The organism is Kineosporiaceae bacterium SCSIO 59966, assembly GCA_020881835.1.
Taxonomy (GTDB): Bacteria; Actinomycetota; Actinomycetes; order Actinomycetales; family SCSIO-59966; genus SCSIO-59966.
In genome coordinates, this window is sequence record CP052876.1 from 2387533 (window position 1) to 2413009 (window position 25477).

At 74.2% G+C, this 25477-nt stretch carries 29 protein-coding genes; 13 read left to right on the top strand and 16 right to left on the bottom strand.

What is annotated here, in order from left to right:
- The first annotated feature begins 11 nt into the window (after positions 1-11).
- The gene (locus tag HJG43_11150) at positions 12-1724 is read left to right on the top strand and encodes a DEAD/DEAH box helicase (GenBank protein UER55912.1); all 1713 of its coding nucleotides are present in this window, start codon (positions 12-14) and stop codon (positions 1722-1724) included.
- A 25-nt stretch (positions 1725-1749) separates the two neighbouring features.
- Here the strand turns inward: HJG43_11150 and HJG43_11155 are convergent, their stop codons facing one another.
- Positions 1750-2544 carry a ParA family protein gene (locus HJG43_11155; GenBank protein UER55913.1) on the bottom strand — a complete coding sequence of 265 codons (795 nt, stop codon included), beginning with the start codon at positions 2542-2544 and terminating at the stop codon, positions 1750-1752.
- A gap of 221 nt (positions 2545-2765) precedes the next feature.
- Between HJG43_11155 and HJG43_11160 the strand changes: the two genes are divergently transcribed.
- Together HJG43_11160 and HJG43_11165 are read left to right on the top strand one after the other, a co-directional pair.
- Positions 2766-3077 carry an ATP-binding protein gene (locus HJG43_11160; GenBank protein UER55914.1) on the top strand — a complete coding sequence of 104 codons (312 nt, stop codon included), beginning with the start codon at positions 2766-2768 and terminating at the stop codon, positions 3075-3077.
- A 66-nt stretch (positions 3078-3143) separates the two neighbouring features.
- Positions 3144-3998, top strand: a complete 855-nt coding sequence (locus tag HJG43_11165; GenBank protein ID UER55004.1) for a DUF2236 domain-containing protein — start codon at positions 3144-3146, stop codon at positions 3996-3998.
- Here HJG43_11165 and HJG43_11170 read toward each other — a convergent pair.
- Together HJG43_11170 and HJG43_11175 are read right to left on the bottom strand one after the other, a co-directional pair.
- A complete protein-coding gene (locus HJG43_11170) occupies positions 3922-4779 on the bottom strand; it encodes a PHP domain-containing protein (GenBank protein ID UER55005.1) in 858 nt (285 codons plus the stop codon). The two genes, HJG43_11165 and HJG43_11170, sit on opposite strands and share 77 nt — an antisense overlap.
- Before the next feature lie 45 nt (positions 4780-4824).
- Positions 4825-5472: a hypothetical protein gene (locus HJG43_11175; protein ID UER55006.1), complete on the bottom strand. Its 648-nt coding sequence runs from the start codon at positions 5470-5472 to the stop codon at positions 4825-4827.
- 107 nt (positions 5473-5579) lie between these two features.
- On the opposite strand from HJG43_11175, the gene HJG43_11180 reads away from it, so the two are divergent.
- Positions 5580-5993 (top strand): NUDIX domain-containing protein, encoded by a 414-nt coding sequence (locus HJG43_11180; protein ID UER55915.1) that lies wholly within the window; start codon positions 5580-5582, stop codon positions 5991-5993.
- 13 nt (positions 5994-6006) lie between these two features.
- Here the strand turns inward: HJG43_11180 and HJG43_11185 are convergent, their stop codons facing one another.
- Positions 6007-6513, bottom strand: a complete 507-nt coding sequence (locus tag HJG43_11185) for a MaoC family dehydratase (protein ID UER55007.1) — start codon at positions 6511-6513, stop codon at positions 6007-6009.
- A gap of 99 nt (positions 6514-6612) precedes the next feature.
- Here HJG43_11185 and HJG43_11190 point away from each other — a divergent pair, with 99 nt between their 5' ends.
- The 3 genes from HJG43_11190 to HJG43_11200 are packed head-to-tail and all read left to right on the top strand — an operon-like array spanning position 6613 to position 8812.
- The gene (locus HJG43_11190; protein UER55008.1) at positions 6613-6843 is read left to right on the top strand and encodes an AbrB/MazE/SpoVT family DNA-binding domain-containing protein; all 231 of its coding nucleotides are present in this window, start codon (positions 6613-6615) and stop codon (positions 6841-6843) included.
- Complete coding sequence (locus HJG43_11195; GenBank protein ID UER55009.1) at positions 6840-7247, top strand: PIN domain-containing protein; 408 nt, start codon at positions 6840-6842, stop codon at positions 7245-7247. Before HJG43_11190 ends, HJG43_11195 begins: the two co-directional genes overlap by 4 nt.
- Positions 7247-8812: an aminopeptidase P family protein gene (locus tag HJG43_11200; GenBank protein UER55010.1), complete on the top strand. Its 1566-nt coding sequence runs from the start codon at positions 7247-7249 to the stop codon at positions 8810-8812. The genes HJG43_11195 and HJG43_11200 overlap by 1 nt, the downstream gene beginning before the upstream one ends.
- Positions 8813-8826: 14 nt before the next feature.
- Here the strand turns inward: HJG43_11200 and HJG43_11205 are convergent, their stop codons facing one another.
- The 5 genes from HJG43_11205 to HJG43_11225 form a co-directional block, all read right to left on the bottom strand.
- Complete coding sequence (locus HJG43_11205; GenBank protein UER55011.1) at positions 8827-9792, bottom strand: serine/threonine dehydratase; 966 nt, start codon at positions 9790-9792, stop codon at positions 8827-8829.
- Positions 9789-10310, bottom strand: a complete 522-nt coding sequence (locus HJG43_11210) for a magnesium transporter (protein UER55012.1) — start codon at positions 10308-10310, stop codon at positions 9789-9791. The genes HJG43_11205 and HJG43_11210 overlap by 4 nt, the downstream gene beginning before the upstream one ends.
- Positions 10311-10317: 7 nt before the next feature.
- Entirely contained in the window at positions 10318-11517 is a 1200-nt protein-coding gene (locus tag HJG43_11215) for an acyl-CoA dehydrogenase (GenBank protein UER55013.1), read from the bottom strand.
- 127 nt (positions 11518-11644) lie between these two features.
- Positions 11645-12223: a DNA starvation/stationary phase protection protein gene (locus HJG43_11220; protein ID UER55014.1), complete on the bottom strand. Its 579-nt coding sequence runs from the start codon at positions 12221-12223 to the stop codon at positions 11645-11647.
- 69 nt (positions 12224-12292) lie between these two features.
- Positions 12293-13267 carry a CoA ester lyase gene (locus HJG43_11225; GenBank protein ID UER55015.1) on the bottom strand — a complete coding sequence of 325 codons (975 nt, stop codon included), beginning with the start codon at positions 13265-13267 and terminating at the stop codon, positions 12293-12295.
- 74 nt (positions 13268-13341) lie between these two features.
- Here HJG43_11225 and HJG43_11230 point away from each other — a divergent pair, with 74 nt between their 5' ends.
- Positions 13342-13848, top strand: coding sequence for a hypothetical protein (locus HJG43_11230; protein UER55016.1), 507 nt, complete (start codon positions 13342-13344; stop codon positions 13846-13848).
- Here the strand turns inward: HJG43_11230 and HJG43_11235 are convergent.
- Complete coding sequence (locus HJG43_11235; protein ID UER55916.1) at positions 13796-14737, bottom strand: PhzF family phenazine biosynthesis protein; 942 nt, start codon at positions 14735-14737, stop codon at positions 13796-13798. The two genes, HJG43_11230 and HJG43_11235, sit on opposite strands and share 53 nt — an antisense overlap.
- Positions 14738-14785: 48 nt before the next feature.
- Here HJG43_11235 and HJG43_11240 point away from each other — a divergent pair, with 48 nt between their 5' ends.
- Genes HJG43_11240 through HJG43_11255 form a run of 4 tightly spaced genes read left to right on the top strand, consistent with a single transcriptional unit; the run spans position 14786 to position 19706 of the window.
- The gene (locus tag HJG43_11240; GenBank protein UER55017.1) at positions 14786-16120 is read left to right on the top strand and encodes a magnesium transporter; all 1335 of its coding nucleotides are present in this window, start codon (positions 14786-14788) and stop codon (positions 16118-16120) included.
- Positions 16113-16685 carry a DUF1003 domain-containing protein gene (locus HJG43_11245; GenBank protein UER55018.1) on the top strand — a complete coding sequence of 191 codons (573 nt, stop codon included), beginning with the start codon at positions 16113-16115 and terminating at the stop codon, positions 16683-16685. Before HJG43_11240 ends, HJG43_11245 begins: the two co-directional genes overlap by 8 nt.
- On the top strand, positions 16682-18544 hold the full coding sequence (tadA, locus tag HJG43_11250; GenBank protein ID UER55019.1) for a Flp pilus assembly complex ATPase component TadA: 1863 nt from the start codon (positions 16682-16684) through the stop codon (positions 18542-18544). Before HJG43_11245 ends, tadA begins: the two co-directional genes overlap by 4 nt.
- A gap of 28 nt (positions 18545-18572) precedes the next feature.
- Entirely contained in the window at positions 18573-19706 is a 1134-nt protein-coding gene (locus tag HJG43_11255) for an Mrp/NBP35 family ATP-binding protein (GenBank protein ID UER55020.1), read from the top strand.
- Positions 19707-19795: 89 nt separating this feature from the next.
- Here the strand turns inward: HJG43_11255 and HJG43_11260 are convergent, their stop codons facing one another.
- From HJG43_11260 to sigE, 4 genes are read right to left on the bottom strand one after another with little or no spacing between them, the layout of a single operon-like run.
- Entirely contained in the window at positions 19796-20167 is a 372-nt protein-coding gene (locus tag HJG43_11260) for a Sec-independent protein translocase TatB (protein UER55021.1), read from the bottom strand.
- A gap of 23 nt (positions 20168-20190) precedes the next feature.
- The gene (locus tag HJG43_11265) at positions 20191-21420 is read right to left on the bottom strand and encodes a PDZ domain-containing protein (protein UER55022.1); all 1230 of its coding nucleotides are present in this window, start codon (positions 21418-21420) and stop codon (positions 20191-20193) included.
- A gap of 46 nt (positions 21421-21466) precedes the next feature.
- Positions 21467-22435, bottom strand: a complete 969-nt coding sequence (locus HJG43_11270; GenBank protein ID UER55023.1) for a zf-HC2 domain-containing protein — start codon at positions 22433-22435, stop codon at positions 21467-21469.
- Positions 22432-22989 carry an RNA polymerase sigma factor SigE gene (gene sigE / locus HJG43_11275; protein UER55024.1) on the bottom strand — a complete coding sequence of 186 codons (558 nt, stop codon included), beginning with the start codon at positions 22987-22989 and terminating at the stop codon, positions 22432-22434. The genes HJG43_11270 and sigE overlap by 4 nt, the downstream gene beginning before the upstream one ends.
- Positions 22990-23119: 130 nt before the next feature.
- Between sigE and HJG43_11280 the strand changes: the two genes are divergently transcribed.
- Positions 23120-23758, top strand: coding sequence for an O-methyltransferase (locus tag HJG43_11280; protein UER55917.1), 639 nt, complete (start codon positions 23120-23122; stop codon positions 23756-23758).
- Here HJG43_11280 and HJG43_11285 read toward each other — a convergent pair.
- Complete coding sequence (locus tag HJG43_11285; GenBank protein UER55918.1) at positions 23745-25283, bottom strand: leucyl aminopeptidase; 1539 nt, start codon at positions 25281-25283, stop codon at positions 23745-23747. The genes HJG43_11280 and HJG43_11285 overlap by 14 nt on opposite strands.
- Positions 25280-25447 carry a DUF3117 domain-containing protein gene (locus tag HJG43_11290; protein ID UER55025.1) on the bottom strand — a complete coding sequence of 56 codons (168 nt, stop codon included), beginning with the start codon at positions 25445-25447 and terminating at the stop codon, positions 25280-25282. Before HJG43_11290 ends, HJG43_11285 begins: the two co-directional genes overlap by 4 nt.
- Positions 25448-25477 lie beyond the last annotated feature (30 nt).

A 25477-nucleotide genomic window follows, 5' to 3' on the forward strand; every position in this document is an offset into this window, starting at 1 on the left:
GAGGTCCTCCCCTGTCCGTCGACGAGATCACACCAGAGAACGACATCCAGACCGCCGAGACGGTCGAGCCCACCCGCACCGAGCTGGCCGAGCGCAGCTTTGCCGACTACGGCGTCCAGACCGAGATCGTCGAGGCGCTCGCCGAGGTCGGCATCACCTACCCCTTCCCGATCCAGGCGATGACGCTGCCGGTGGCGCTGCAGGGCCACGACATCATCGGCCAGGCCAAGACCGGGACCGGCAAGACGCTCGGCTTCGGCATCCCCCTGCTGCAGCGGGTGGCCGGACCGGGCGAGCCCGGCTGGGACGACCTCGAGGCGCCCGGCAAGCCGCAGGCCCTCGTCGTCGTGCCCACCCGCGAGCTCGCCGTCCAGGTGGCCGGAGACCTGGAGGTCGCGAGCCGGCGCCGGGCTGCGCGAGTGCTCACCGTGTACGGCGGGCGCGCCTACGAGCCGCAGGTCGAGGCGCTGCAGCGCGGCGTCGAGATCGTCGTCGGCACCCCTGGGCGCCTGCTCGACCTGGCTCAGCAGGGTCACCTCGAGCTGCGGTACGCCCGCGCCGTCGTCCTGGACGAGGCCGACGAGATGCTCGACCTCGGGTTCCTCCCGGACGTCGAGCGGCTGCTCTCCCTGACCCCGGCCGGGCGGCACACCATGCTCTTCTCGGCGACGATGCCCGGCCCGGTCGTGGCCCTGGCCCGCCGGTACATGACCCAGCCCACCCACATCAGGGCCACCGACCCCGAGGACACCGGCGCCACCGTCGCCGCGGTCACCCAGGTCGTCTACCGGGCGCACGCGATGGACAAGATCGAGGTGCTGGCTCGGCTGCTGCAGGCGGAGGGCCGCGGCCTGACGATCGTGTTCGCCCGGACCAAGCGCACCGCCGCCAACGTCGCCGAGCAGCTCGCCGAGCGCGGCTTCGCCGCCGGGTCGCTGCACGGTGACCTCGGTCAGGGAGCTCGTGAGCAGGCCCTGCGAGCCTTCCGGAACGGCAAGATCGACGTCCTGGTGGCGACCGACGTCGCCGCCCGTGGTATCGACGTGGACGACGTCACCCACGTCGTGAACTACCAGTGCCCCGAGGACGAGAAGATGTACCTGCACCGGATCGGGCGCACCGCCCGCGCCGGGAACACCGGGACCGCGGTGACCTTCGTGGACTGGGACGACCTGCACCGCTGGGCGATGATCGACCGGACGCTCGGCCTCGGGATCCCGGAGCCGGTCGAGACGTACTCGACCTCGCCGCACCTGTACGCCGACCTCAACATCCCCGAGGGGACGACCGGGCGGCTGCCCCGGTCCGCGCGGACCCGCCCGGGCCTGGACGCCGAACAGGTCGAGGACCTCGGGGAGACCGGGCAGCGACGCCCGGGCGGCCGGTCCGGGGACAGGGCCGGACGGTCCGGGGACAGGGCCGGCCGGTCCCGGGACGGCGACCGGTCCCGTGGCCGCGGGGGTGCCCGCGGGGGCGAACGCTCCAGTCGGCACGGCGGTGACGGCGAGGAGGCCGGGGACCGCCCACGTCGCCGTCGCAGCCGCACCCGGACCCGCAGTGGCGAGCCCGTGGGGACGTCGGCCGGGGAGCCGCAGGCCGCGGCCCGAGCAGAGGGCGGGGCGGAGCCGTCGGCGGCCGGTGCGTCGACCGGCGACGGCGCACCGCGCCGGCGTCGCCGTCGCCGTGGTGGCCGCGGCGCGGGCGGGGAGCAGTCCGAGGGCTGACCGAGCCGGTCCGCCGCCGAGCGAGCTAGCGGCGCACCTGCCCCTCGGCGGCCGCCGGGCCGTGCGGCTGGAGTCCCCACGCATGGACGAGCCCCGCGGCCACCGCCCGGTAGGCCTCGGCTCCCTTGGAGCCCCTCGACGTCCGCAGGATGGAACGGCCGACCGCGGGTGCCTCGGCGAACCGCACCGACTTGGGGATCGGTGGGCTCAGCACCGGCAGCCCGTAGCGCTCCTGGACGTCGGCCAGCACGGCCCGCGCGTGGACGGTCCGGCCGTCGAACATCGTCGGCAGCAGACCGCGGACGACGAGGTCGCGGTTGAGGATGCGCTGGACGTCGGCGACGGTGTCGAGCAGCTGTCCCACGCCGCGGTGGCTGAGCATCTCGGCCTGCAACGGCACGAGAAGCTCGTCGGCGGCGGTCAGCGCGTTCAGGGTCAGCACCCCCAGCGAGGGCGAGCAGTCCAGCAGGACGACGTCGTACCGTCCCGCGACCGGCTCCAGGACCGTCCGCAGCACGTACTCCCGACCCGGACGGGGCAGCAGCACGGCCTCTGTGCCGGCCAGGTCGATGGCCGCGGGCAGCACGTCGACGCCGTCGTCGGCCTCGAGCAGCGCCTCGGCCGCGGTCGCGGCACCGGTGAGCACCTCGTGCATGGACACCTCGACGGCGTCCGGGTCGATGCCGAGGGAGAACGTCAGACAGGCCTGCGGGTCGAGGTCGACGAGCAGCGGACGCAGGCCCAGCTCCGCGAACGCCGCGCCCAGGGAGGCGACGGTCGTCGTCTTGGCCACGCCGCCCTTCTGGTTGGCCACCGCCATCGTCAGGGTCACGGGCCTGCCTCTCTCTCCTCAGTGCGGTTCCTCGGTGCGCTTCCTCGGTGCGGACGCCTCGGGGTGCCTGATGGTGCCTGACGGTGACGCGGCACGCCGGTGCCCGGCCCATTCTCGCCTCGGGCCGCCGATACGGAACAATCCCGGTCGTGGAGCTGATCGCCGAGCTGGGCACAGGCCCCCGTGAGGTCGGGCGCGCTCGGCGCATCATGGCCAGGGCGCTCTCCACCTGGGGTATCGACGGCGAGCCCGCCGAGGTGGCGGTGCTCCTGACCAGCGAGCTGGTGACCAACGCGATCCGGCACGGCAGCGGCCCGATCCGGGTGCGAGCCGGGGTGGACGACCGGCGTCTGCGGGTCGAGGTCGACGACGACGCCGGCGGCACCCTGTCGCCCCGCCGCGCCGCGCCCACCGACGTCGACGGCCGCGGGCTGCACCTGGTGGAGACCCTCTCCGACCGGTGGGGGTACCGGACGGCGGACGGCGGCAAGCGGGTCTGGTTCGAGCTGCCGGCGCGCTGAGCGGACCGGCTCAGGGACGCCGCCCGCCGACCTGCGATCTTCGTCGATCCCCGTCACGGTAGGGGTATGACCGACGCCGGGCTGTTCTCGCCGGCGAGCGTGACGTGGCGCGTGCACGCCGATCCGCTCGTCGGCCTGGCCGGCCTGCGTGCCCTGCTGCTACGAGCCCTGCACCCGGTCGCCGACGACGCGACCTCCCAGCGTGACTACCTGACCCGCGCCCGGTTGCGGGACGACCCGTGGGGGCGGTTGCGGGACCTCACCGACGCCGTCGCGATCACCACCTTCGGCAACGCGGCGGAGGCGTTGACCGTGGCGGCCCGGGCCCGGGCCCTCAGCGGGACGCTGACCGGGTCCCGCAGCGTGGGCGGACGCTGGCAGGGGGACGACGAGGACCTGCTGCTGTGGGAGCACGTCTGCCGGGTCGACTCGTTCCTGACCGTGGTGCGCCGCGGCGGGCTGCGGCTCACCGACCAGGAGGCCGACGACTACGTCGCCGAACAGGTCCGGGCGGCGGCGCTGTGCGGGCTGGAGCCGGACGTCGTCCCCTCGACCGTGGCGGCGCTCACCGAGCACCTGGACCGCACGCGCGCCGAGCTGGCGGTCGGCCCGGCGAGCCACCGCCTGGCCCAGGAGGTGGTGTCCCCCGCCGAGGACCTCACCGAGCTGCCGGTCTGGGCGGGGGTGTCCGGACTGGCGTTCGCGGCGCTGCCCGACTGGGCGCGGCGGATGTACGCCCTGGCGGAGCTGCCCGGCGCCGCGGGCCTGGTCGGGGCCGGGGTCGACACGGCGCTGCGGATGGTGCGCACGACGCTGACCGGGCCCCGGTCGTGGCGGGCCGAGCCTAGGGCTGACCTGGACGCACCGGCGCCGAGCCCGTCGCCTGCTCGAGGATCCGCAGGTACTCCTCCTCGGCGGTGAGGTTCTCCCCGATCCGGTTCGGCTTGCCGTCCCCGTGGTAGTCACTGGACCCGGTGACGATGAGGTCCCACCGGCGCGCCAGGGCCCGAAGGTGCTCCCGCTGCTCGGGGTCGTGGTCCCGGTGGTCGACCTCCAGCCCGGCCAGTCCGGCGTCCACCATGGCCTCGACGACGTCCTCCCCGACGGTGCGCCCGCGCCGGCTGGCCAGCGGGTGGGCGAAGACCGGCACGCCGCCGGCCTCGCGGACCAGACGCACCGCCGTGACCGGGTCGGGCGCGTAGTGCGGCACGTAGTACGGGGACCGCTCGGTGAGCACGTCACGGAAGACGGTGTCCCGGTCCGGGAAGTAGCCGAGGTCGACCAGCGCGTCGGCCAGGTGGGGGCGCCCGACGGTCGTCCCTGCGCTGGTGTGGTCCAGGACGGCCTGCCAGGTCAGGCGCGGGTAGTCGGCGGCCACGAGCTCGACCATGCGCTCGGCGCGGTGCAGGCGGGACTCCCGGGCGCGTTCGGTCTCGGTCAGCAGCCCGGGCGCGGCAGGGTCCTGCAGGTAGCTCAGCAGGTGGACGCTCACCCCGTGGTAGGAGCACGAGACCTCGGTCCCCGGCACCAGGACGATCCCGTACCGACGGGCGGCCTCGGCCGCCTCGGCCCACCCGGCGGTGGTGTCGTGGTCGGTGAGCGCGACGACGTCCAGACCGGCCTCGACGGCGCTGCGGACCACCTCGGCGGGCGGCTGGGTGCCGTCGGAGGCGGTGGAGTGCGTGTGGAGGTCGATGCGCACCCGCGGAGCCTACGGCCGGGCCCCTCGACCAAGGACGGGCACCGGTCAGGTCAACCGCGGGCACGCGGCCCCGGTGGGCGGGAACAGCGCCGGTCCACCCTCGCGGACGTCGACGAGCTCGAGCGGCTCGAGCAGCAGCGCGGACGCCGACGCCGGCCACACCAGCACCCACAGCCACACACCCCGGGACTCGCCGACGAACGCCACCCGGTCCTCGGCGCCGTCCACGTGCCACAACGGGGTGTGCTGGCCGTGGGCGTGGACCTTGACGTCCGGGCGGCCGGTCACGACCGTCTCGCCGGGGTCGACGTCACCCAGCCCGGCCAGCGACGCGCCGAGACCGACACCGGGACCCTCGGCGACGAGGAGGACGTCGGCGGGATGCTCAGCGGGGACGGCCGGGTTGGGTGTCGGGTTGGGACCCGACACAGCCACGACGGTGGCGACCGGCCCCTGCCGCGCCGTCCCGGCCTCGCCCACGCCGCTGAGCAGCCAGCCGCGCGGCAGGGGCCACGGCACCCAGACCGGGACGGTGGACCGGCGGGCGACGTCGGCCAGCCACGCGGCGGACGGTGGGTGCGGCGGCTGGAACGGTGGGACCTGGCCGTGAGCGGGGCAGGTCCAGCCGCTGGCCCGCAGGCCTGGCGGGCGCACCGGCTCCGCGCACCGGGGGCAGCAGGGTTCGTTCCGCACGCAGGTCACGGTCCCGTCCCGGGTGCCCCCGGTCAAGGGACCTCGGTGCCGCTTACCTGCCAGCCGCCGACCCCTGTCAGCCGCCTACCCTGCCAGCCGTGAACGAGGTGGCTCCTGGCGCCGAGATCCCCTGCGTCGGCGCGGTGGTGCACGACGAGACGGGTCGGCTGCTGCTCGTCCGGCGGCGGAACCCGCCGGGCGCCGGGCTGTGGTCCGTGCCCGGCGGACGGGTGGAGGCGGGCGAGGACGACGTCCGGGCCGTCGCCCGGGAGGTGGCCGAGGAGACCGGGTTGCGGGTCCGGGTGGGGCCGTTGCTGGGCGCCGTCCGCCGGGACGCCCCGACCGGAGGCGTGTACGTGATCCGCGACTACCTGTGCACCGTGGACGGCGCCACGGACCCGCAGCCCGCGGACGACGCCACGGACGCCCAGTGGGTCGACGCCGCAGGCCTCGAGGCCCTCACCGTGGTCGACGGCCTCCGGCAGGCGCTGACCGCGTGGGACGTGCTGCCTCGGGTCTGAGCGCTCTGCCGGACTACCCAGCGGCCGGCTCGGGGCGGGCCGGCTGCTCCCCGCCCCGGGCGTCGAGGTAGCTCTGCTTGGGCACCATCACCTTGCGGCGGAAGACGCAGACCAGCGTCCCGTCCTGGTTGTAGCCCCGGGTCTCGACCGAGACGATGCCGCGGTCGTCCTTGCTCGCCGACTCCCGCTTGTCGAGCACCTCGGTCTGCCCGTAGATCGTGTCGCCGTGGAACGTCGGGGCGACGTGCTTGAGCGACTCCACCTCGAGGTTGGCGATCGCCTTGCCGGAGACGTCCGGCACGGACATCCCGAGCAGCAGCGAGTACACGTAGTTGCCCACGACGACGTTCCGGCGGAACTGCGTCGTGTGCTCCGCGTAGTTCGCGTCCAGGTGCAGCGGGTGGTGGTTCATCGTCAGCAGGCAGAACAGGTGGTCGTCGTACTCCGTCACCGTCTTACCGGGCCAGTGCTTGTAGACCGCGCCGACCTCGAACTCCTCGAACGTGCGACCGAACTGCATGGCTGCTCCTCCTCGCGGGTGGTCCGACCGCGGCACATCGTGCCGGAGGGACCGCGCCAGCGGTGGGTGTCCTCAGTCACGAGAGTTATACTGCGAGGTATGACTCACCGGGTCGGGGCCAAGGGGCAGGTGGTGATCCCGAAGGCCCTGCGCGACCAGCTCGGCATCCAGCCGGGCGACGAAGTCAGCTTCTCGCGTCACGGTGACCATGTCGCGGTCTACCGGGCAGTCCACCGCCCGCACCTTCGTGGCAGGTTCCGTGGCTCCGACCTGACTGCACAGCTCGAGGCCGACCGCGCCGCCGACCGCGTCCGCGAGTCGGCTCCGTGAGCGTCAGCGTCGTCCTCGACTCGTGGGCGGTGCTGCGGTTCCTCGAGGACGCCCCACCAGCCGCCGACGCCGTTGCCCAGCTCCTGGAGGAGCAACGGCCGGTGATGAGCTGGATCAACCTGGGCGAGGTCCACTACGTCGTGCTCCGCGCCCACGGCGAAGACGCAGCGGCCGAGGCGACGCGTGACCTCCGTGCGCTCGTCACCTGCGTCCTGCCCGACGAGCGCACAGTCCTCGAAGCCGCCCGCATCAAGGCCGGGCACCCCCTGGCGTACGCCGACGCGTTCGCGGCCGCCACTGCTGTCCTCCACGAGGCCATGCTGTGGACCGGCGACCCGGAGCTTCTCGTCCCCGGCTCGTCGTGGCGGTGGAGGGACCTCAGAGCGCAGCCGGGTGCGCGATGATGGCCGGTATGACACGTGAGCCGGGCACGCCGGAGAACCCAGACGCGCCGGAGACCTCGGAGACACCGCCGGAGCAGCCGCTGAGCGACCGGGGATCCAACCGCAGCCAGCGACCCACCTCCGAGGCGTTCAAGCGCTTCATCGCCGCCGACTGGGCTCCCCGACCGGACACGCTGCCCCCGCGGAGCGAGGTCGCCCCCTACGCCGCCGCCCGGCGCGAGCGCATCTCGGCCGCCTTCCCCGGCGACCGGCTCGTCGTCCCGGCCGGCCCGCTGAAGGTCCGCAGCAACGACACCGACTACCGCTTCCGCCCGCACTCGGCGTTCGCGCACCTCACCGGCCTGGGCACCGACCGTGAGCCGGACGCCGTCCTCGTGCTCGACCCGACGGACGGCGGCGGCCACGAGGCGGTGCTCTACTTCCGGCCGCGCGCGGACCGCGACACCGAGGAGTTCTACGCCGACTCCCGCTACGGCGAGCTGTGGGTGGGGGCCCGCCCCAGCCTGGCCGAGGTCGAGGCCGAGCTCGGCCTGCGCTGCCGGCACGTCGAGGAGCTGCCCGACGCCCTGCGCAAGGACGTCGGCCCGGGCGGTGTGCGGGTCCGCGTCGTCCCCGACGCCGACCCGGCGGTGGAGCGTGAGGTGGCCGTCGTCCGGCAGGGCAGCGGGCTCACCGCGGAGGAGTACGCCGACCTCGACGCTGCCCTCGCCGAGGCGCTGTCCGAGTCGCGCCTGGTCAAGGACGACTGGGAGGTGGCCCAGCTGCGGCTCGCGGTCGAGGCCAGTGCCCGGGGCTTCGCCGACATCGTCCGGGCCCTGCCCGAGGCCGTCGGGCACCCCAGGGGCGAGCGGGTGGTGGAGACCGCGTTCGAGTCCCGGGCACGGCGGGAGGGCAACGGCGTCGGCTACGAGACGATCGCGGCCGCCGGGGAGCACGCCTGCACCCTGCACTGGATCCGCAACGACGGCCCGGTGCGCCCCGGTGAGCTGGTGCTCGTCGACGCCGGCGTCGAGGTGGACTCGCTCTACACCGCCGACGTCACCCGCACCCTGCCGGTGGACGGGCGGTTCACCGACGCCCAGCGCCGCGTGTACTCGGCCGTCCTCGAGGCGGCGGACGCCGCGTTCGCCGTCGCCCGGCCGGGGTCCCGGTTCCGTGACCTGCACGGCGCGGCGATGCGGGTGATCGCCGAGCGGCTGGCCGAGTGGGGACTGCTGCCGGTCAGCGCCGAGGAGTCCCTCGACCCCGAGCGCGGCGGGTACCACCGGCGGTGGATGGTGCACGGCACCTCCCACCACCTCGGCATCGACGTGCACGACTGCGCCCAGGCACGCCGGGAGATGTACCTGGACGCCGAGCTGCGCCCGGGCATGGTGTTCACCATCGAACCGGGCCTGTACTTCAAGGCCGACGACCTCGCCGTCCCCGAGGAGCTGCGCGGCATCGGCGTCCGGATCGAGGACGACGTGCTGGTCACCGAGGACGGGTGCGAGAACCTCAGCGGGATGCTCCCCCGCCGCCCGGAGGAGGTCGAGGCCTGGATGGCGTCGCTGCGCGCCCGGTAGCCGGCGCTCGCCGGTCAGGCGAGGTCGGCGGGGTCGCTGTTCGCGCCGCACAGCACGACGGCGACCCGTTCCCGCGGCTGCGGCCGGTAGACCCCCGACAGCAGGGCCGCGGCGGCCACCGCCGCGCCGGGCTCGACGGCGAGGCGCAGCCGCTGCCACAGCAGGCGTCGTGCGGCGAGCACCGCGTCCGGGTCCACGAGCACCGAGCCCGCGCCGGCCTCGGTGAGCGCGGCGAAGCCCAGTCCGCCCAGCCGGGTCGCACCGAGGGAGTCGGCCGCGACCCCGCCGACCTCGACGTCCACCGGCTCCCCGGCGGCACGGGCCCGGTGCCACGTCGGGCAGCCCACGGGCTCGACCCCCACGACGCGCGCCACCCCGCGCAGCGCGGCGGCGATCCCTCCGGCCAGCCCACCGCCCCCGACCGCGACGAGCACCGTGTCGACGTCCGGGGCGTCCTCGGCGAGCTCCAGGCCGACGGTGCCCTGGCCGGCGACCACTCCGGGCTCGTCGTAGGCGTGGACGGCGAGCGCTCCGGTCTGCAGCACGCGCTCCCGGGCCGCGGTGAGGGCTTCGGCGTACCGGCTCCCCACGAGCCGGACGTCGGCCCCGAGAGCACGCAACCCGGCGACCTTGGCGTCCGGCGCCGTCTCGGGGACGAAGACCGTCGCCGGCGCACCGAGCCGGGCGGCCGCCCAGGCCACCGCCAGGCCGTGGTTGCCGCCGCTGGCGGCGACCACACCGGCAGCGGGCAGCTCACCCGCGGCCAGCAGCGCGTTCAGCGCGCCGCGGGCCTTGAACGAGCCGGTGTGCTGCAGCATCTCGAGCTTCAGCGCGACCGGCGCGGCACCCGGTGCGCCTCCGAGTGCCGCTGGCTCGACGCGGATCACCGGGGTGCGGCGCACGGTGCCGCCGACCCGGCTGCGGGCAGCCTCGACGTCGGCGCGGGTGGTGCCACCGGTTCGGGTACCGCCGGTCGTCACGGTGTGTCGTGCGTGCCTGCCGGGCGGCCCTGTGCCAGGTCGGCGAGCATCTGGCGGGCCCGTCCGGCCTCCTCCTCGGCGCACAGCACCGAGTACCGGCCGGCGACGATCTGGCTGGTGGAGGTGAAGTCCCGCCGGCCGCCGGTGAAGGAGTAGGAGATGACCCCGAAGAGCATCCCGAAGCCGGCGCCGATGAGCAGCGCCGGCAGCACCGTCTCGAGCAGGCTCGCACCAAGGGTGAACAGCGACAGCAGGAGGCCGACGAACAGGCCGAACCACGCGCCCGACGCCGCGCCGGCAAGGGCGACGCGGGGGTAGCTGAGCCGGCCGGTGACCCGCTCGACCATCTTGAGGTCGACGCCGACGATGGTGACGAGCTGGACCGGGAACTGGTGGTCCGACAGGTAGTCGACCGCCCTCTGGGCCTCGAGGTACGTCGGGTAGTCCGCGATCTCGACCCCCTTCGGCGGGGTCGGGACGGCGAGCGGTGAGCGGCCCATCGGGTTCACGTTCGACATGCGGGCATCATCCCCTACTCGGGTAGGCCTCGAGCAACCGTCGGCCGATGATCATCCGCTGGATGTCCGCGGTGCCCTCGCCGATGAGCAGCATCGGCGCCTCGCGGTAGAGCCGCTCGATCTCGTACTCCTTGGAGTAGCCGTAGCCGCCGTGGATGCGGAAGGAGTCCTCGACGACCTGGGCGCAGTACTCGCTGGCGAGGTACTTGGCCATCCCGGCCTCGAGGTCGTTGCGGTCACCCGCGTCCTTGGTCCGCGCCGCCATCACCATCATCTGGTGCGCGGCCTCGACCTTGGTGGCCATCTCCGCGAGGCGGAACAGCACCGCCTGGTGGTCGGCGATCTTCTTGCCGAAGGCCTCCCGCTGCTGGGCGTAGGCGACGCCGAGCTCGAAGGCGCGCATGGCCACCCCGCAGCCGCGGGCGGCGACGTTGACCCGGCCGACCTCGACGCCGTCCATCATCTGGTAGAAGCCCCGCCCCGGCTGCCCGCCGAGGATCTGGTCGTCGGTGCTCCGGTGGCCGTCGAGCACGAGCTCGGTGGTGTCGACGCCCTTGTAGCCCATCTTGTCGATCTTCCCCGGCACGACGATGCCCTGGGCGGTCTCGCCGAACCCGGGCTCCTTGTCCACCAGGAACGTCGACATGTTGCGGTACACCGAGTCCGCGCCGGTGTCCGTGCGGACGAGGACGGCGACGAGGTTGGCCGACGCACCGTTGGTCAGCCACATCTTCTGGCCGGTCAGCGTCCAGGCGCCGTCCTGGCCGCGGACGGCCTTGGAGCGGATGCCGGAGACGTCGGAGCCGCAGCCGGGCTCGCTCATCGAGAACGCGCCGCGCACCTCGCCGGTCGCCATCCGCGGCAGGTAGCGCCGCTTCTGCTCCTCGGTGCCGTGCTGGAGCAGCATGTACGCCACGATGAAATGGGTGTTGACGATGCCGCTGATGCTCATCCACCCACGGGCGAGCTCCTCCACGCACAGCGCGTAGGTGAGCAGCGACTGTCCGAGTCCGCCGTACTCCTCGGGGATCGTCAGGCCGAAGATCCCCATCTCCTTCATCGCCTCGACGATCTCGGTCGGGTACTCGTCCCGGTGCTCCAGCTCGGTGGCGACGGGCAGGACCTGCTCGTCGACGAACTGCCGGACCAGGGCCAGCAGCTCCTGCTGGTCCTCGGTCAGTCCCTCGGTGTGCTGCAGACGGCCCATACGTCCTCCGGAGTGTCGCCGACGGTCACCGCGGAGTATTGCGGCCCGGCCGGCGAACGGCGACCCCGGAACGACGTGAGGCGGGCCACCCGCACGCCGCACGGGACCTGCCGCACCGGTTCGTCGCTTACGCGGTCCGTCGGGTGGACGCCTTCTTCGCCGCCGCGCCCTCGGTGCTCGCGCCCTGCGTGGACAGCTCGCCACCGGAGTTCTCCAGGTGGGCCCGGACGAACCAGTGGAACATCTCGAGCTGGCCGACCTGGCCGATGAGCATGTCCTCGGTGACGGGGTCGATCTCGCCGACCGTCTCGATCGCCTCGCGGTGGGCGCCGATGACCCCGGTGTAGACGACGTCGAGGGCGCCCAGGTGCTCGATCGCGCTGGCCCGGCCGATGCTGTAGTCGTCCCAGCTGCGCTGGGCGACGAGCGCACCGGGGGTGCCGACCGGGGAGGCCCCGAGGGTGGCGATCCGCTCGGCGGTCTCGTCGACCATGGCCCGGACGGCGTCGACCTGCGGGTCGAGCATCTCGTGGACGCCGATGAACTGCGGACCCGTGACGTTCCAGTGCACGTGCTTGAGCGTCATCGCCAGGTCCTGCAGGGCGTTGAGCCGGTCCTGCAGGAGCTCGGCGACGCGGCCTCCGTCGTCGGTGGACAGGCCGGGGACGGTGTACGCGGGGACGGCGGCGCTCTTCTTCGTAGCCATACCGGGCACCGTATGCCGGGGCGAGGCACCGTGCACCTCGGACGCGGCGTGACGCTCCCCGCGACGTGCTCACTCCTGCGGCGGGCTCCAGCGGTCGCTGCGCTGCATCCCCGCGGCCCGGCCCTTGCCCGCGATGACGAGCGCCATCTTCCGCGACGCCTCGTCGATCATCTCGTCACCGAGCATCGCCGCCCCGCGCTTGCCGCCGGCCTCGGAGGTGTACCACTCGTAGGCGTCGAGGATGTTCTCGGCGTGGTCGTAGTCCTCCTGGCGCGGGCTGAACACCTCGTTCGCGGCGTCGATCTGACCGGGGTGCAGCACCCACTTGCCGTCCAGACCCAGCGCGGCCGACCGCCTCGCCACCCGGGTGAACCCCTCGACGTCCCGGATCTGCAGGTACGGGCCGTCGATGGCCTGCTGGTCGTTGGCCCGGGCAGCCATGAGGATCCGCATGAGGATGTAGTGGTAGGCGTCCCCGACGTCGTAACCAGGCGGCTGCTCCCCGACCACGAGGGACTTCATGTTGATGCTCGCCATGAAGTCCGCCGGCCCGAAGATGATGGTCTCCACCCGCGGGCTCGCCGCGGCGATCGCGTCCACCGCGATGAGGCCGCGGGCGTTCTCGATCTGCGCCTCGATCCCGATCCGGCCGACCTCGAGCCCCTCGCTCTTCTCGATCTGGGTGAGCAGCAGGTCCAGCGCGACGACCTGGTCGGCGCTCTGCACCTTCGGGAGCATGATGCAGTCGAGGTCGGCGCCGGCCCCGCTCACCACCTCGACGACGTCGGTGTACGTCCACTGCGTCGTCCAGTCGTTGACCCGCACCGTGCGCACCTTCTCGCCCCATCCCCCCTCGGTGAGGGCGGCGACGATGTTCCGGCGGGCCTCCGGCTTCGCCAGCGGCGCGACGGCGTCCTCGATGTCGAGGAACACCTGGTCGGCCGGCAGCCCCTTCGCCTTCGTGATCATCTTCGTGCTCGACCCGGGCACGGCGAGGTTGGACCGGCGGGGGCGCAGCGTGCGGGCGGCGTCAGAGGTCGGCATGGCGCCGGACGTTACCGACGGGACCCGGCGGTGTCACCGTGACCTTGCTCGCCCGGGTCTGGCAGGCTCGCGGGGTGAGCGAGAGGGCGCCGGATCCGCTGGTCGCCGAGGCATGCCGCCGCAGCCCGCTGGTCTGGGTCCGCGCCGCGGGGCGCCCGGCCCGGCCGGTGTGGTCGGTGTGGCACGAGGGTGCGGTCGCCGTGGTGGTGGGCGGCGAGGAGCAGCCGGACCCGGTCCCGGACGACGTCCGCGAGGTCGAGGTCGTCGTCCGGAGCAAGGCGGCCGGCTCCCGGCTGCTGACGTTCCCGGCCAGGGTGGAGGTGCTCGACCCGGGCGACCCGGTGTGGGCGCCGACGGTGGAGGCGCTGCGGGCCGAGCGGCTCAACGCCGCCGACCCCGAGACCCTGCCGCAGCGGTGGGCGACCGGCTCCCGGGTGCTGCGCCTCGTCCCGGTCGGTCCACCGACCGAGCAGCCGGGCGGCTACGACGACACCTCCGGCGCGTCCCCTCCGGTCCCGACCCCGGCGGTCACCGTCCGGCGGCGTCCGTTCCACCTCGGCGGACGGCGACGCCGCCGCTGACGTCCGCAGGGACCGGGCCGCCAGGTGCCGGCGGCGGCACGACGATCCGCCCGGAGGAGACCGGGACGACGTCCCCGGCGACCCGGGCCGCGACCGCCCGCCCGCCCGCGGCGTCCACCTCGACGTGCAGGTGGGACGGCCGGCCCATCTCCACCCCCTGCAGCACGGTGAACCGGCTGGTGCCCTCGGCGGGCAGCAGCCCCGAGGCGACGGCGAAGACGCCCAGGCCCAGCGCCGCCGAGCCGGTCGCCGGGTCCTCGGCGACACCGAGGTCGGGGGCGAACATGCGGGCGCGCACCGGGTCCCCCTCGTTCCAGTCGAACAGCAGCACGCTGCCGACGCCGCGCAGGGCCCGCACGTCGGCCTCCGCCCGCGCGAGCGCGTCCGCGCGCACGGCCAGGTAGCAGAAGTCGATACCGGTGCCCGCGGTCCGCGGAACCGGACCGGCCAGGTCGGCGGCGGCCAGGCCCACGGCCTCGAGCACCGCCTGGGCGTCCACCTCCGGGCCCAGTGACGGCGTCCCGCCGGTCAGCACGACACGGCCCCCGTCGGCCGCCACCTCCAGCGGCAGGTCCCCGGCGCCGCAGGCCTGCACGACCCGCCCGGCAGGGACGTGCCCGCGCCGGGCCATCAGCCACGCCGTGCCGACCGACGGGTGCCCGGCGAAGGGGAGCTCGGTGCGCGGGGTGAAGATCCGCAGCCGGTAGTCCACGCCGCGCTCCCGCTCCGCCGCGGTCGGCGCCAGCGGGAAGGCGGTCTCGGACAGCGCGAACTCCACGGCGATCGCCTGCAGCTGAGCGCTGTCCAGCGCCTCGGTGCCGAGCACGACCGCGAGCGGGTTGCCGCGGAAGGGTTCGCTGGTGAACACGTCGACGACCTCGAAGGCCAGGGTGTGGCTCACACGGGGACTCTAGAGGCGGCCGATAGCCTGCCCCGTGTGAGCGGTGCGCCGACGAGGGTGTTCGTGGCGCGCCTGGCCGGCTTACGCGTCCTGGACCCCCTCGGGGACGAGGTCGGCCGGGTGCGCGACGCCGTCGTGCTGTTCCGGCCAGGCCGCCGTCGGCCGCGGGCGGTCGGGCTCGTCGTCGAGGTCCCGGGCCGTCGGCGGGTGTTCCTGCCGATGACGCGGGTCACCTCGATGGACGCCGGTCAGGTGATCAGCACGGGCCTGGTCAACATGCGCCGGTTCGAGCAGCGGCCGACGGAGACCCTCGTCATCCACGAGATGCTCGAGCGGACCGTCCGGATCGTCGAGACCGGCGAGGAGGCCACGGTCGAGGACGTCGCGATCGAGCAGCTGCGGACCCGTGACTGGGAGCTGTCCAAGGTCTTCGTCCGCAAGGGCACCCACCGCGGGCTGCGCCGCCGCGGGGAGACCCTGCTGCTCGACTACGAGGAGGTCACCGGCCTGGCCGGCCACCAGCTCGAGCAGGGCGCGACCATGCTGGCCGCATCCCTGGAGGAGATGAAGGCGGCCGACATCGCCGACCTGCTGCACGACCTGTCCGACAAGCGGCGCCTGGAGCTGGCCGCGGCCCTGGACGACGAGCGGCTGGCCGACGTCCTGGAGGAGCTGCCCGAGGACGACCAGGTGGAGATCCTCTCCGCCCTGCGCCGGGAGCGGGCCGCCGACGTCCTGGAGGCGATGCAGCCGGACGACGCGGCGGACCTGCTCGGTGAGCTGCCCGCCGACCAGCAGGAGCAGCTGCTGCTGCTGATGGAGCCGGACGAGGCCCGGGACGTGCGTCGCCTGCTCGCCTACGGCGAGAACACCGCCGGCGGCCTGATGACCACCGAGCCGGTCATCCTCGGCCCGGAGGCCACCGTCGCGGAGGCGCTGGCGCACGTCCGGCGCTCCGAGCTCTCCCCCGCGCTGGCCGCCGCGGTGTTCGTCTGCCGGCCCCCGCTGGAGACCCCCACCGGTCGGCTGCTCGGCGTCGTGCACATCCAGCGGATGCTGCGGGAGCCGCCGCACCAGCCGATCGGGGCCATCCTGGACCCGGACGTCGAACCGGTGGGCGTCGACGCCCCGCTCGGCCTGGTCACCCGCCGCCTGGCCACCTACAACCTCGTGTCGGTGCCGGTCACCGACGACGACGGCCGGCTGCTCGGCGTCGTCACCGTGGACGACGTCCTCGACCACATCCTGCCCGACGACTGGCGTGAGCAGGACGAGCTGCACGCCGAGGCCGAGGAGCAGACCGCGCCACCGGACCAGGCGCCGGACCAGGCGCCGGAGCAGGCGCCGGGGCAGGAGGGCTCCGGTGGCTGAGGAGCGCGAGCGCGACCAGCGGGAGCGGCACCGCCGCGGCCACCGCCGTCGCGGCGAGGGCCTGGACACCCCGCGCGAGGCCCGCCGTCGCCTGGTGCGCCGCCCGCGGGTGGACCCCGAGGCGTTCGGCCGCTGGTCGGAACGGATCGCCCGGTTCATGGGGACCCCGCGGTTCCTCGTCTACATGACCGCGTTCGTCGGGGTGTGGCTCGCCTACAACACCTTCGCCCCGCCGGAGCTGCAGTTCGACCCGCGGGCGCTGAACTACACCCTCCTGACCCTCATCCTGTCCCTGCAGGCCTCCTACGCCGCCCCGCTGATCCTGCTCGCGCAGAACCGGCAGGACGACCGGGACCGGGTCGCCTTCGAGCAGGACCGGCAGCGGGCGGAACGCAACCTCGCCGACACCGAGTACCTGGCGCGCGAGGTCGCCGCGCTGCGGATCGCGATGCGGGAGGTGGCCACCCGCGACTTCCTGCGCTCGGAGCTGCGCAACCTCCTCGAGGAGCTCGAGGAGCACCACCGCTACACCTCGGGGCCCGACGTGCCGAAGTCGCAGGAGTGAGCGAGCCCACCGTCCGTAAGCGCCTCGGTGACGTGCTGGTCGAGGCCGGTCTGCTGACCGTCGAGGAGCTGCACACCGTTCTCAACGTGCAGCGGGAGCGGCCCGGGCCGCGCAAGCGGCTCGGCGAGCTCCTCGTCGAGCTCGGCTACGCCGACGAGCGGATGATCAGCCTCGCCCTCGCCGCGCACCTCGGGCTGGGCACGATCGACCTGGGCCGGACGCCGCCCGCCCCGGACGTCGTCCGGCTGCTCCCCCGGCAGGTGGCCGAGCGGAGCTCGGCGGTCGTCGTCGACCGGGACGGGGACTCCCTCGTCGTGGCGATGTCCGACCCCACCGACGTGATGGCCCTGGACGACGTCCGGCTGCACACCGGGGTCGCGGACGTCACCGTCGTCGTCGCGGGGCAGTCGCAGATCCGCGACCACCTGACCCGGGCGTGGGCGCTGGGCCAGGACGACCCTGGTGTCACCGCGATCCTCGGCGACGCCGTCGACGACGACCCCGACGAGCCGGGGGCCGGACCGGACGACGACGCCCCGATCGTCCAGCTCGTCAACCGGGTGCTCTCCGACGCCGTCCGGCTGGGAGCCTCGGACATCCACGTGGAGACCCAGCGGGAGGCGCTGCGGGTGCGCTTCCGGGTGGACGGGCTGCTGCGTGACGTGATGACCACGAGCCGCCGGGTAGCACCCTCGGTGATCAGCCGACTCAAGATCATGTCCGGTCTCGACATCGCCGAGCGCCGGGTGCCCCAGGACGGGCGCACCCGGATCGTCGTCGACGGCACCCCCGTGGACTGCCGCGTCTCGAGCCTGCCCGGGCTGCACGGCGAGAAGGTCGTCATCCGGCTGCTGACCCGCGGTGACCAGGTGACCCCGCTCGCCGAGGTCGGTTTCGAGCCCGGCCAGCTCGCGGTGTTCCGCTCGGCGCTGTCCGTCCCTCAGGGGCTCGTGCTGATCACCGGGCCGACCGGCTCGGGCAAGACCAACACGCTGTACTCGGCGATCGCCGAGATCCTCACTCCGGAGAAGAACATCGTCACCCTCGAGGACCCGGTCGAGGTGCAGCTGCCCGGGATCACCCAGGTGCAGGTGAACACCCGGACCGGGATGACGTTCCAGGCCGGGCTGCGCTCGGTGCTGCGCCAGGACCCGGACATCGTGCTCGTCGGCGAGGTCCGCGACGCCGAGACCGCCGAGCTCGCCCTGCGCGCCTCCCTGACCGGGCACCTCGTGCTCACCACCCTGCACACGAACTCGGCGGTCGCCGCGCTCACCCGGCTCGTCGACATGGGTGTCGAGCCGTTCCTCGTCGCGTCCTCGCTGACCGCGTCGCTGGCTCAGCGGCTCGTCCGCCGGCCGTGCCCGACCTGCGCCGAGAGCTACGTGCCGGACGAGGGGACCCTGGCCCTGCTCGGGCTGCGCCTCGACGACGTCCTGGACGCGACGCCGCTGCGCGGCACCGGCTGCCCGGAGTGCGGCGGCACCGGCTACCGCGGTCGCACCGCGGTGTTCGAGGTGCTCGAGGTCGATGCCGGTATGCGCAGCGTGCTGCTGAAGAACCCGTCGGAGGACGCGGTCGGCGCCCAGGCCCGCGCTGCCGGGATGATGACCTTGCGGGCGGCGGCGATCGAGAAGGCGCGGCGTGGGGAGACCACCTTCGAGGAGGCCGTCCGGGTCACCCACAGCGACGCGAGCGGGGGCCGGCACTGCCCGGCGTGCGAGCGCCCGGTCGCCCACGACATGCTGGTCTGCCCGTGGTGCACGACGACGCTGGACCGGGGCCACTGCGGCTCCTGCAACCGCGCCCTGGAGCCGGACTGGCGGGTCTGCCCCTGGTGCCGGACCGCCGTCCCCTGAACAGCTGGTGACCACCTACCCTGGGGACATGCCCTCCCCGACGATGGACGCCGTCCGCGAGGCCCTCGCCCGCGTCGACGACCCGGAGATCCGCCGTCCCATCACCGACCTCGACATGGTCAAGTCGGTGGACATCGCGCAGGACGGCTCGGTCGACGTGGCCGTCTACCTCACGGTGGCGGGCTGCCCGATGCGAGACACGATCACCCGGGACGTGACCCGGGCGGTGAGCGAGGTGCCCGGCGTCACTGCGGTGCGGGTGGATCTCGACGTCATGGACGACGACCAGCGTGAGGCGCTGCGCACGAAGCTGCGCGGCGGGCAGGTGGCGCGGGAGATCCCGTTCGCCAAGGCCGGCTCGCTCACCCGTGTCTACGCGATCGCCTCCGGCAAGGGCGGCGTCGGCAAGTCCTCGGTGACCGTCAACCTCGCCGCAGCGATGGCCGCCGACGGACTGCGGGTCGGCGTGGTGGACGCCGACGTCTACGGGTTCTCCGTGCCCCGGATGCTCGGCGTGCAGCAGGCACCGACCCAGGTCGACGACATGATCCTGCCGCCGGTCGCCCACGGGGTGAAGGTCATCTCGATCGGCATGTTCGTGCCCGGCAACCAGCCGGTGGTCTGGCGCGGGCCGATGCTGCACCGCGCCCTCGAGCAGTTCCTGTCCGACGTGTTCTTCGGCGATCTCGACGTGCTGCTGCTCGACCTGCCGCCGGGGACCGGCGACATCGCCCTGAGCACGTCCCAGCTGCTGCCCGGGGCGGAGGTGCTCGTCGTCACCACCCCGCAGACGGCTGCGGCGGAGGTGGCCGAGCGGGCCGGCTCGATCGCCGTGCAGACCCACCAGCACGTCGTCGGGGTGGTGGAGAACATGTCCTGGCTCGAGCTGCCCGACGGCAGTCGGATGGACGTGTTCGGGTCCGGCGGAGGTGCGGAGGTCGCTGCCCGGCTGACCCGGTCGATCGGCGCGGAGGTCCCGCTGCTCGGGCAGGTACCGGTGGACGTCGCACTGCGCGAGGGCGGCGACTCCGGCACACCGGTCGTCCTCGGCCACCCGGACTCCCCGGCAGCGGTCGCGCTGCGCGGCGTCGCGCGCCAGCTCTCCCGTCGCGCCCGCGGCCTCGCCGGTCGCAAACTCGGCCTGTCCCCCGTCGCCCACTAGCCCCGATCTCCCACCAGACGCGATCTCTGGAGGGTTTCCGGTGTCTCGAAGCGGGCTGAGACCCCGGAAGGCCTCCAGAGATCGGGGGGTCAGGTGGCCTCGTCGTCGAAGGGTGGCGGCGCTCCGGGGACCGCGGGACGTCGTCCGGAGGTGTAGCGACGTCCCGAGGACGTCGACCGGGTGGAGGCCGCGCCGGGGTCGTCGTCCCACGCCTCGCTCAGCGCGTCCTTGACGATCCGCCGCGGGTCGTACTGGCGTGGGTCGAGCTTGCGCCAGTCCACCTCGTCGAAATCCGGACCGAGCTCCTCGCGGACCTGCTCACGGGCATCGAGCGCCATCCGTCGCAACCGGCGCACGAACGAGCCGAGCTGGGCGGCGTAGTCCGGCAGCCGCTCGGGGCCGACGACGAGCAGCACGACGACGAGCAGGACGAGAAACTCGCCGCCGTTGATGCCGAACACCTCAGCAGCGTATCCGGCGCGGCTCAGTCACTCTCGGCCTCCTCGAGCTCGAGGGTGACGTCACGGTCCTGCCCGTCACGCCGCACGGTCAGGGTGACCGAGTCGCCGGGGCGCTGCGCCCGGATCGCGACGATGAGCTCGTCGGGGTCGGTGACCGGGCGACCCTCGAACGCGACGATGAGGTCTCCGGGCCGGATACCGGCCCGGTCCGCCGGCCCACCCGGTGTGATGACCGGGCGGTCGTCCGGGGTCTCCTCGACGACCTTGACCCCCTCGCCGCGGTAGCTGCTGTCGAGCAGCACCCCGATCACCGGGTACGTGGCCCGTCCGGTGTCGATGATCTCCTGCGCGGTCCGGGCCGCCTGGGTGCTCGGGATGGCGAAGCCGAGGCCGATGTTCCCGGCGCCCTGCAGACCGCTGCCCGGGGCGCGGGCGATCGCGGAGTTGACGCCGATCACCCGGCCCTGCAGGTCGACGAGCGGGCCACCGGAGTTGCCCGGGTTGATCGCCGCGTCGGTCTGGATCGCGTTGATGAACGCGCTCTCGTCGCCGTTGCCGGCCGACACCGGTCGGTTGAGCGCGCTGACGATCCCGGTGGTCACCGTGCTCTCCAGCCCGAGCGGGGCGCCCACTGCGACGACGGGGTCGCCGACGACCACCGCGTCGGAGTCGGCGAGCTCGAGGGCGGGCAGGCCGGTGCGGTCCACGCGCAGCACGGCGAGGTCGTACCCGGTGGTGCGGCCGACGACCTCGGCCTCTTCCTGGGACCCGTCGGAGAACACGACGACGATGTCGCCGCTGTCGACCCCGTTCGCCACGACGTGGTTGTTCGTCAGGACGTACCCGTCCGCACCGATGACGAAGCCGGAGCCGCTGCCCTGCCCGCCGGGGAACGCCACCTCGATCGACACCACGCTCGGCAGCACCCGGGCGGCGACCCCGGCGACCGAGTCCGCGGGCCGGTCGACGTCGGCGGGCTCGGCGAGCTCGAGCCGAGGGGCCGACCCGGTGGTCCGGTCGTGCAGCCACGCGCCGGCGTACCCGGCCGCGAGCGAGGTGAGCAGGACGGCGGTGAGGGCGAGCAGGGCGGGCACGACGCGCCGCCGGGGTGGCCGGTGCGCCGGGACGGAGCCTCCCTGCCCCGCCGGGTCGGTGTCGGGGAAGTCGGGGCCGTCGTGACCGACGAGGGGACCGTCCTGGGGTCGGTCCCACCAGGACGGCGTGCTCCCGCCGGGGGGTGGCTGCTCGCCCATGCCTGCTCCTTCGCCGCGTCCGTGGGCCACAGTGTGCCGGGCGGCCTCAGGAGCCGCTCAGCAGGGCGCCGACGACGTCGGCGCCCTGACCGACCCGCTCCCACAGGCCCGGCTCGTCCGCCGGGCGCTGCGGCAGGATCTCGACGAGCCGGTCGAGCACCTCGGGCGGGGCGTCGTCGGCGACGACGGTGACGACGACGTCCCCGCTCTGCCACACCCCGTGCCAGGGCACGTGGTGCCCTCCGCCGGACCGAGCCGCCGCGGCGAGCACCTCGTCGAGGACGGCCACCCGCGCCGCGGCGTCGGCGGGGCCGATCCGGCCTCGCTCCTCGATCACTGACACCGTGGCGCGCCCGTCGGAGTACGTGAGCTGGAGCACCGGGTTGCCGTCGACGAGCAGGCTGCGGGCCTGGACGAGGTGGAGCCGGTCGTCCAGGCGCGGCGGGCACGGCCACCCCTCGGCCCGAAGCGCGTCCAGATCCTCGGCGTCGAGATCCTCGGCGTCGAGATCCTCGGCGTCCAGGATCTCGGCGTCCAGATCCTCGGCGGGCATGCTCCCGGCGGGCGCGCTGCCGGCGGACACGCTCCGGCCAGGCATGTCGGCCAGGACGGCGACCGGCTCGGGGGCGGTTCCGGCCACCGAGCCGAGCACGGTCAGCGCGACGAGACCGAGAACGGCGGCGGACAGCGCGCCGGCCCCGGCCAGGGCCAGCGAGCGGCGACGCGGGTCGCGGCGCGGCCACGGCACGGGCGCTGGGGCAGGGGTCCCGGGCACCCGGTCGGTACGCGGCGGCAGCGGACCGGTAGGACCGCCCAGCCGAACGAGCCGGTCGACGAGCCCGTCCGGCGGGGCGGGGGCGGCCGCGGTGGCCAGCCGGTTGCGCACGGCACGCTCGGCGGCCACCTCGGCCCGGCAGTCCTGACAGCCGGCGAGGTGAGCGACGGCCCGCTCGGCGGCGTCCGGGGACAGCCGGCCGTCGACGAGGTCGGTGACCCGGTCGCCGAGGTGGTTCACCGGGACCTCACCTCCGCCTCACGGTGGGCGAGCAGCGCGCGCAGCTGGGCCCGGCCGCGGTGGATCCGCGAGCGGACGGTGCCGAGCTTGATCCCGAGGGCGGCGCCGACCTCCTCGTAGGACAGGCCCTCGACGTCGCACAGCACGACGGCGGCGCGGAAGTCCGGGGGCAGCTGGTTCAGCGCCTCCTGGACGTCGTGGTCGAGGTGAGCGTGCTCGAACGCTCGCTCCGGACCGACGTCCGTGCCCGGCAACCGGTCGGCGGCGTCGTCCGCGAGCGGGTCGAAGCGGATCCGCTGCCGGCGCCGGACGGTGTCGAGGAACAGGTTCACGGTGATCCGGTGCAGCCAGCCCTCGAAGGTGCCGGGCGTGTAGCTCGACAGGGACCGGAAGACCCGGACGAAGACCTCCTGGGTGAGGTCCTCGGCGTCGTGCCGGTCGCCGGTGAGTCGGTAGGCCAGTCGGTAGACGCGGGCGGAGTGCTCGCGGACCACCTGCTCCCAGGTGGGCGGCACCCACGGCTCGTCGGCCACCTCGGCCCTCCTCGTCGTCATCGGCCCGGTCGGCCCGGTCGGTCCGGTCGGCGTGTCGCCTCCTGCAACGCCGCGGTGCGCCCGGTGGTTCCCGCGGCCGAGCGACCGCCCCGCCAACTAGGGTGTCACCACCACGACGAGGAGGTGCGTCATCAGCGCAGCCAAGCCCGCCAGCTGGGCCTACGCCGAGCAGTTCGTCCCCGAGGACGAGGTGACCGAGCGCGCCCGCGCCCGCGCCGAGGAGCTCGGGTGCGTCCCCGTGGGGGCCGGGGTGGGCGCCGCCCTGCGCGTGCTGGCCGCTGCCTGCGCCGCCCGCTCCGTCGTCGAGGTGGGCACCGGCACCGGGGTCTCCGGGCTGTACCTGCTGCGCGGGATGCCGGCGGACGGAGTGCTGACCACGATCGACGTCGAGCCCGAGCACCACCGGGCCGCCCGCGAGACGTTCACCGAGGCGGGGATCCGGTCGAACCGCACCCGGCTGATCACCGGTCGGGCGCTGGACGTGCTGCCGCGGCTCACCGACCACGCCTACGACCTCGTGCTCCTGGACGCCGACAAGCAGGACCTGGACGCCTACCTCGAGCAGGCGCTGCGGCTGCTGCGCCCCGGTGGGGTGCTCACCGTGGACAACGCCCTGTGGCACGACAAGGTCGCCGACCCGGCGCAACGGGACGAGACGACCACGGCCATCCGCGAGCTGGGCAAGCGGGTCCGCGACGACGAGCGACTCGTGCCGGCGATGCTCCCCAGCGGCGACGGCCTGCTCGTCGCCGTGGTCAGCGCCGGCTGAGGTCCTCGAGCCACCTCAGCAGCAGACGGGCACCGTAGCCGCTGGCACCCTTCGTCACCTCGTGCTCGTCCTTGTCGGCGCGGGCCGGCCCCGCGATGTCAAGGTGCACCCAGCGCCGGCCGCCGACGAACTCGCGTAGGAACAGCGCCGCGGTCACCGAGCCGCCGCCGACCTTGGGGTCCGACGGCACGTGCCGCAGATCCGCCAGGGTCGAGTCCAGCGCCGGCCGGTAGTCCTCGACGAGCGGCATCCGCCAGACCAGCTCACCGGTGGCCTCGGCCGCGGCCTGCAGCGCGCCGGCGAGGTCGTCGTCGGCGGTGTAGAGAGCCGCGTGCCGCCGTCCCAGGCCGAGGGAGGCCGCCCCGGTCAGCGTGGCGACGTCGACGAGGACGTCGGGGGCGAGCCGAGCGTCGGCGAAGGCCAGGGCGTCGGCGAGCACCATCCGGCCCTCGGCGTCGGTGTTCGCGACCTCCACGGTCGTGCCGCCCCACACCCGGACGACGTCCCCGGGCCGGTAGGAGGACCCGGACACGGCGTTCTCGGCCAGCGCCAGCAACGCGGTCAGCCGCACCGGCAGCCGGCGGCGCGCCCCTGCGACGACCGCTGCCAGGACCACGGCGGAGCCGGCCATGTCCGTCTTCATCGGCACCATCGCCTCACGCGGCTTGATCGACAGGCCGCCGGAGTCGAAGGTGATGCCCTTGCCGACGAGGACGACGTGCTCGGCGCGCCGGGTTCTGGGGCTCCAGCTCACACGCACCAGCCGTGGCGGGGAGGCGGACCCGCCGCCGACGGCGACGAGGCCACCGAATCCCTCGGCAGCCAGCCGCCGCTCGTCGAGCACCTCCACCTCCAGGCCTGGAACGGCGGCGGCGAGCTCAGCGGCCCGGTCCGCCACCCACTGCGGCGTCTTCGTCGAGGACGGCGTGTTGGCCAGGTCGCGGACCAGCCAGGTGGCCTCGGCTGCGGTGCGGACGGCGTCCAGCAGGTCCTCGTCCGCGGGCGCCCCGAGCAGGACCACGTGCCGCACCGGGGCCTCGGGGCCGCTGGTGACACCGGTGCGCGGTGGCCGGTAGGACGCCAGCAGCAGGCTCTCCGCGAACGCTCGGACGACGTCGGGCGCCGCACCGGCGACCACGGAGGTCGCCAGCCGGCTGCGGCCGCGCACAGCGCGGGCCAGGGCGGCACCGGCGCGGCGCAGGTGCACCGCCCCGCCGTCGCCGGTCCCGACGAGCAGCAGCCGCTGCGGCAAGCCGCTGCCGGCGGGCACGGGCACACCGGTGACCTGACCGGGGTTGCCGGTGACCCCGAAGGAGTCGGCGAGCCCGCCCAGGTCGAGCCCGGCGGCGGCGAGCACCTCGGCGGTGCCCGGCCCCGCGGACGGCGACTCGCCGTCCCGGCGGACCGGGACGGCGAGGACGTCGGCACCCGTCAGGTCGGCCGCCGGCGGGGACACCTCGGCCGTGGTGGACAGCTGCGGCAGCTCGTCGGCTGCGACGGTCGGCACCTCCTCGGCGGCCGTCAGCCGACGACCGAGCTGATGGCCTCGCCCAGGTCGCTGGCCTCGTCCGGCGTCATCTCGACGACGAGCCGGCCACCGCCCTCGAGAGGCATCCGCAGCACGATGCCGCGACCTTCTTTGGTCACCTCGAGCGGGCCGTCACCGGTCCTCGGCTTCATCGCGGCCATGGGCCGATCCCCTTCCTGTCAGCGGCGTCC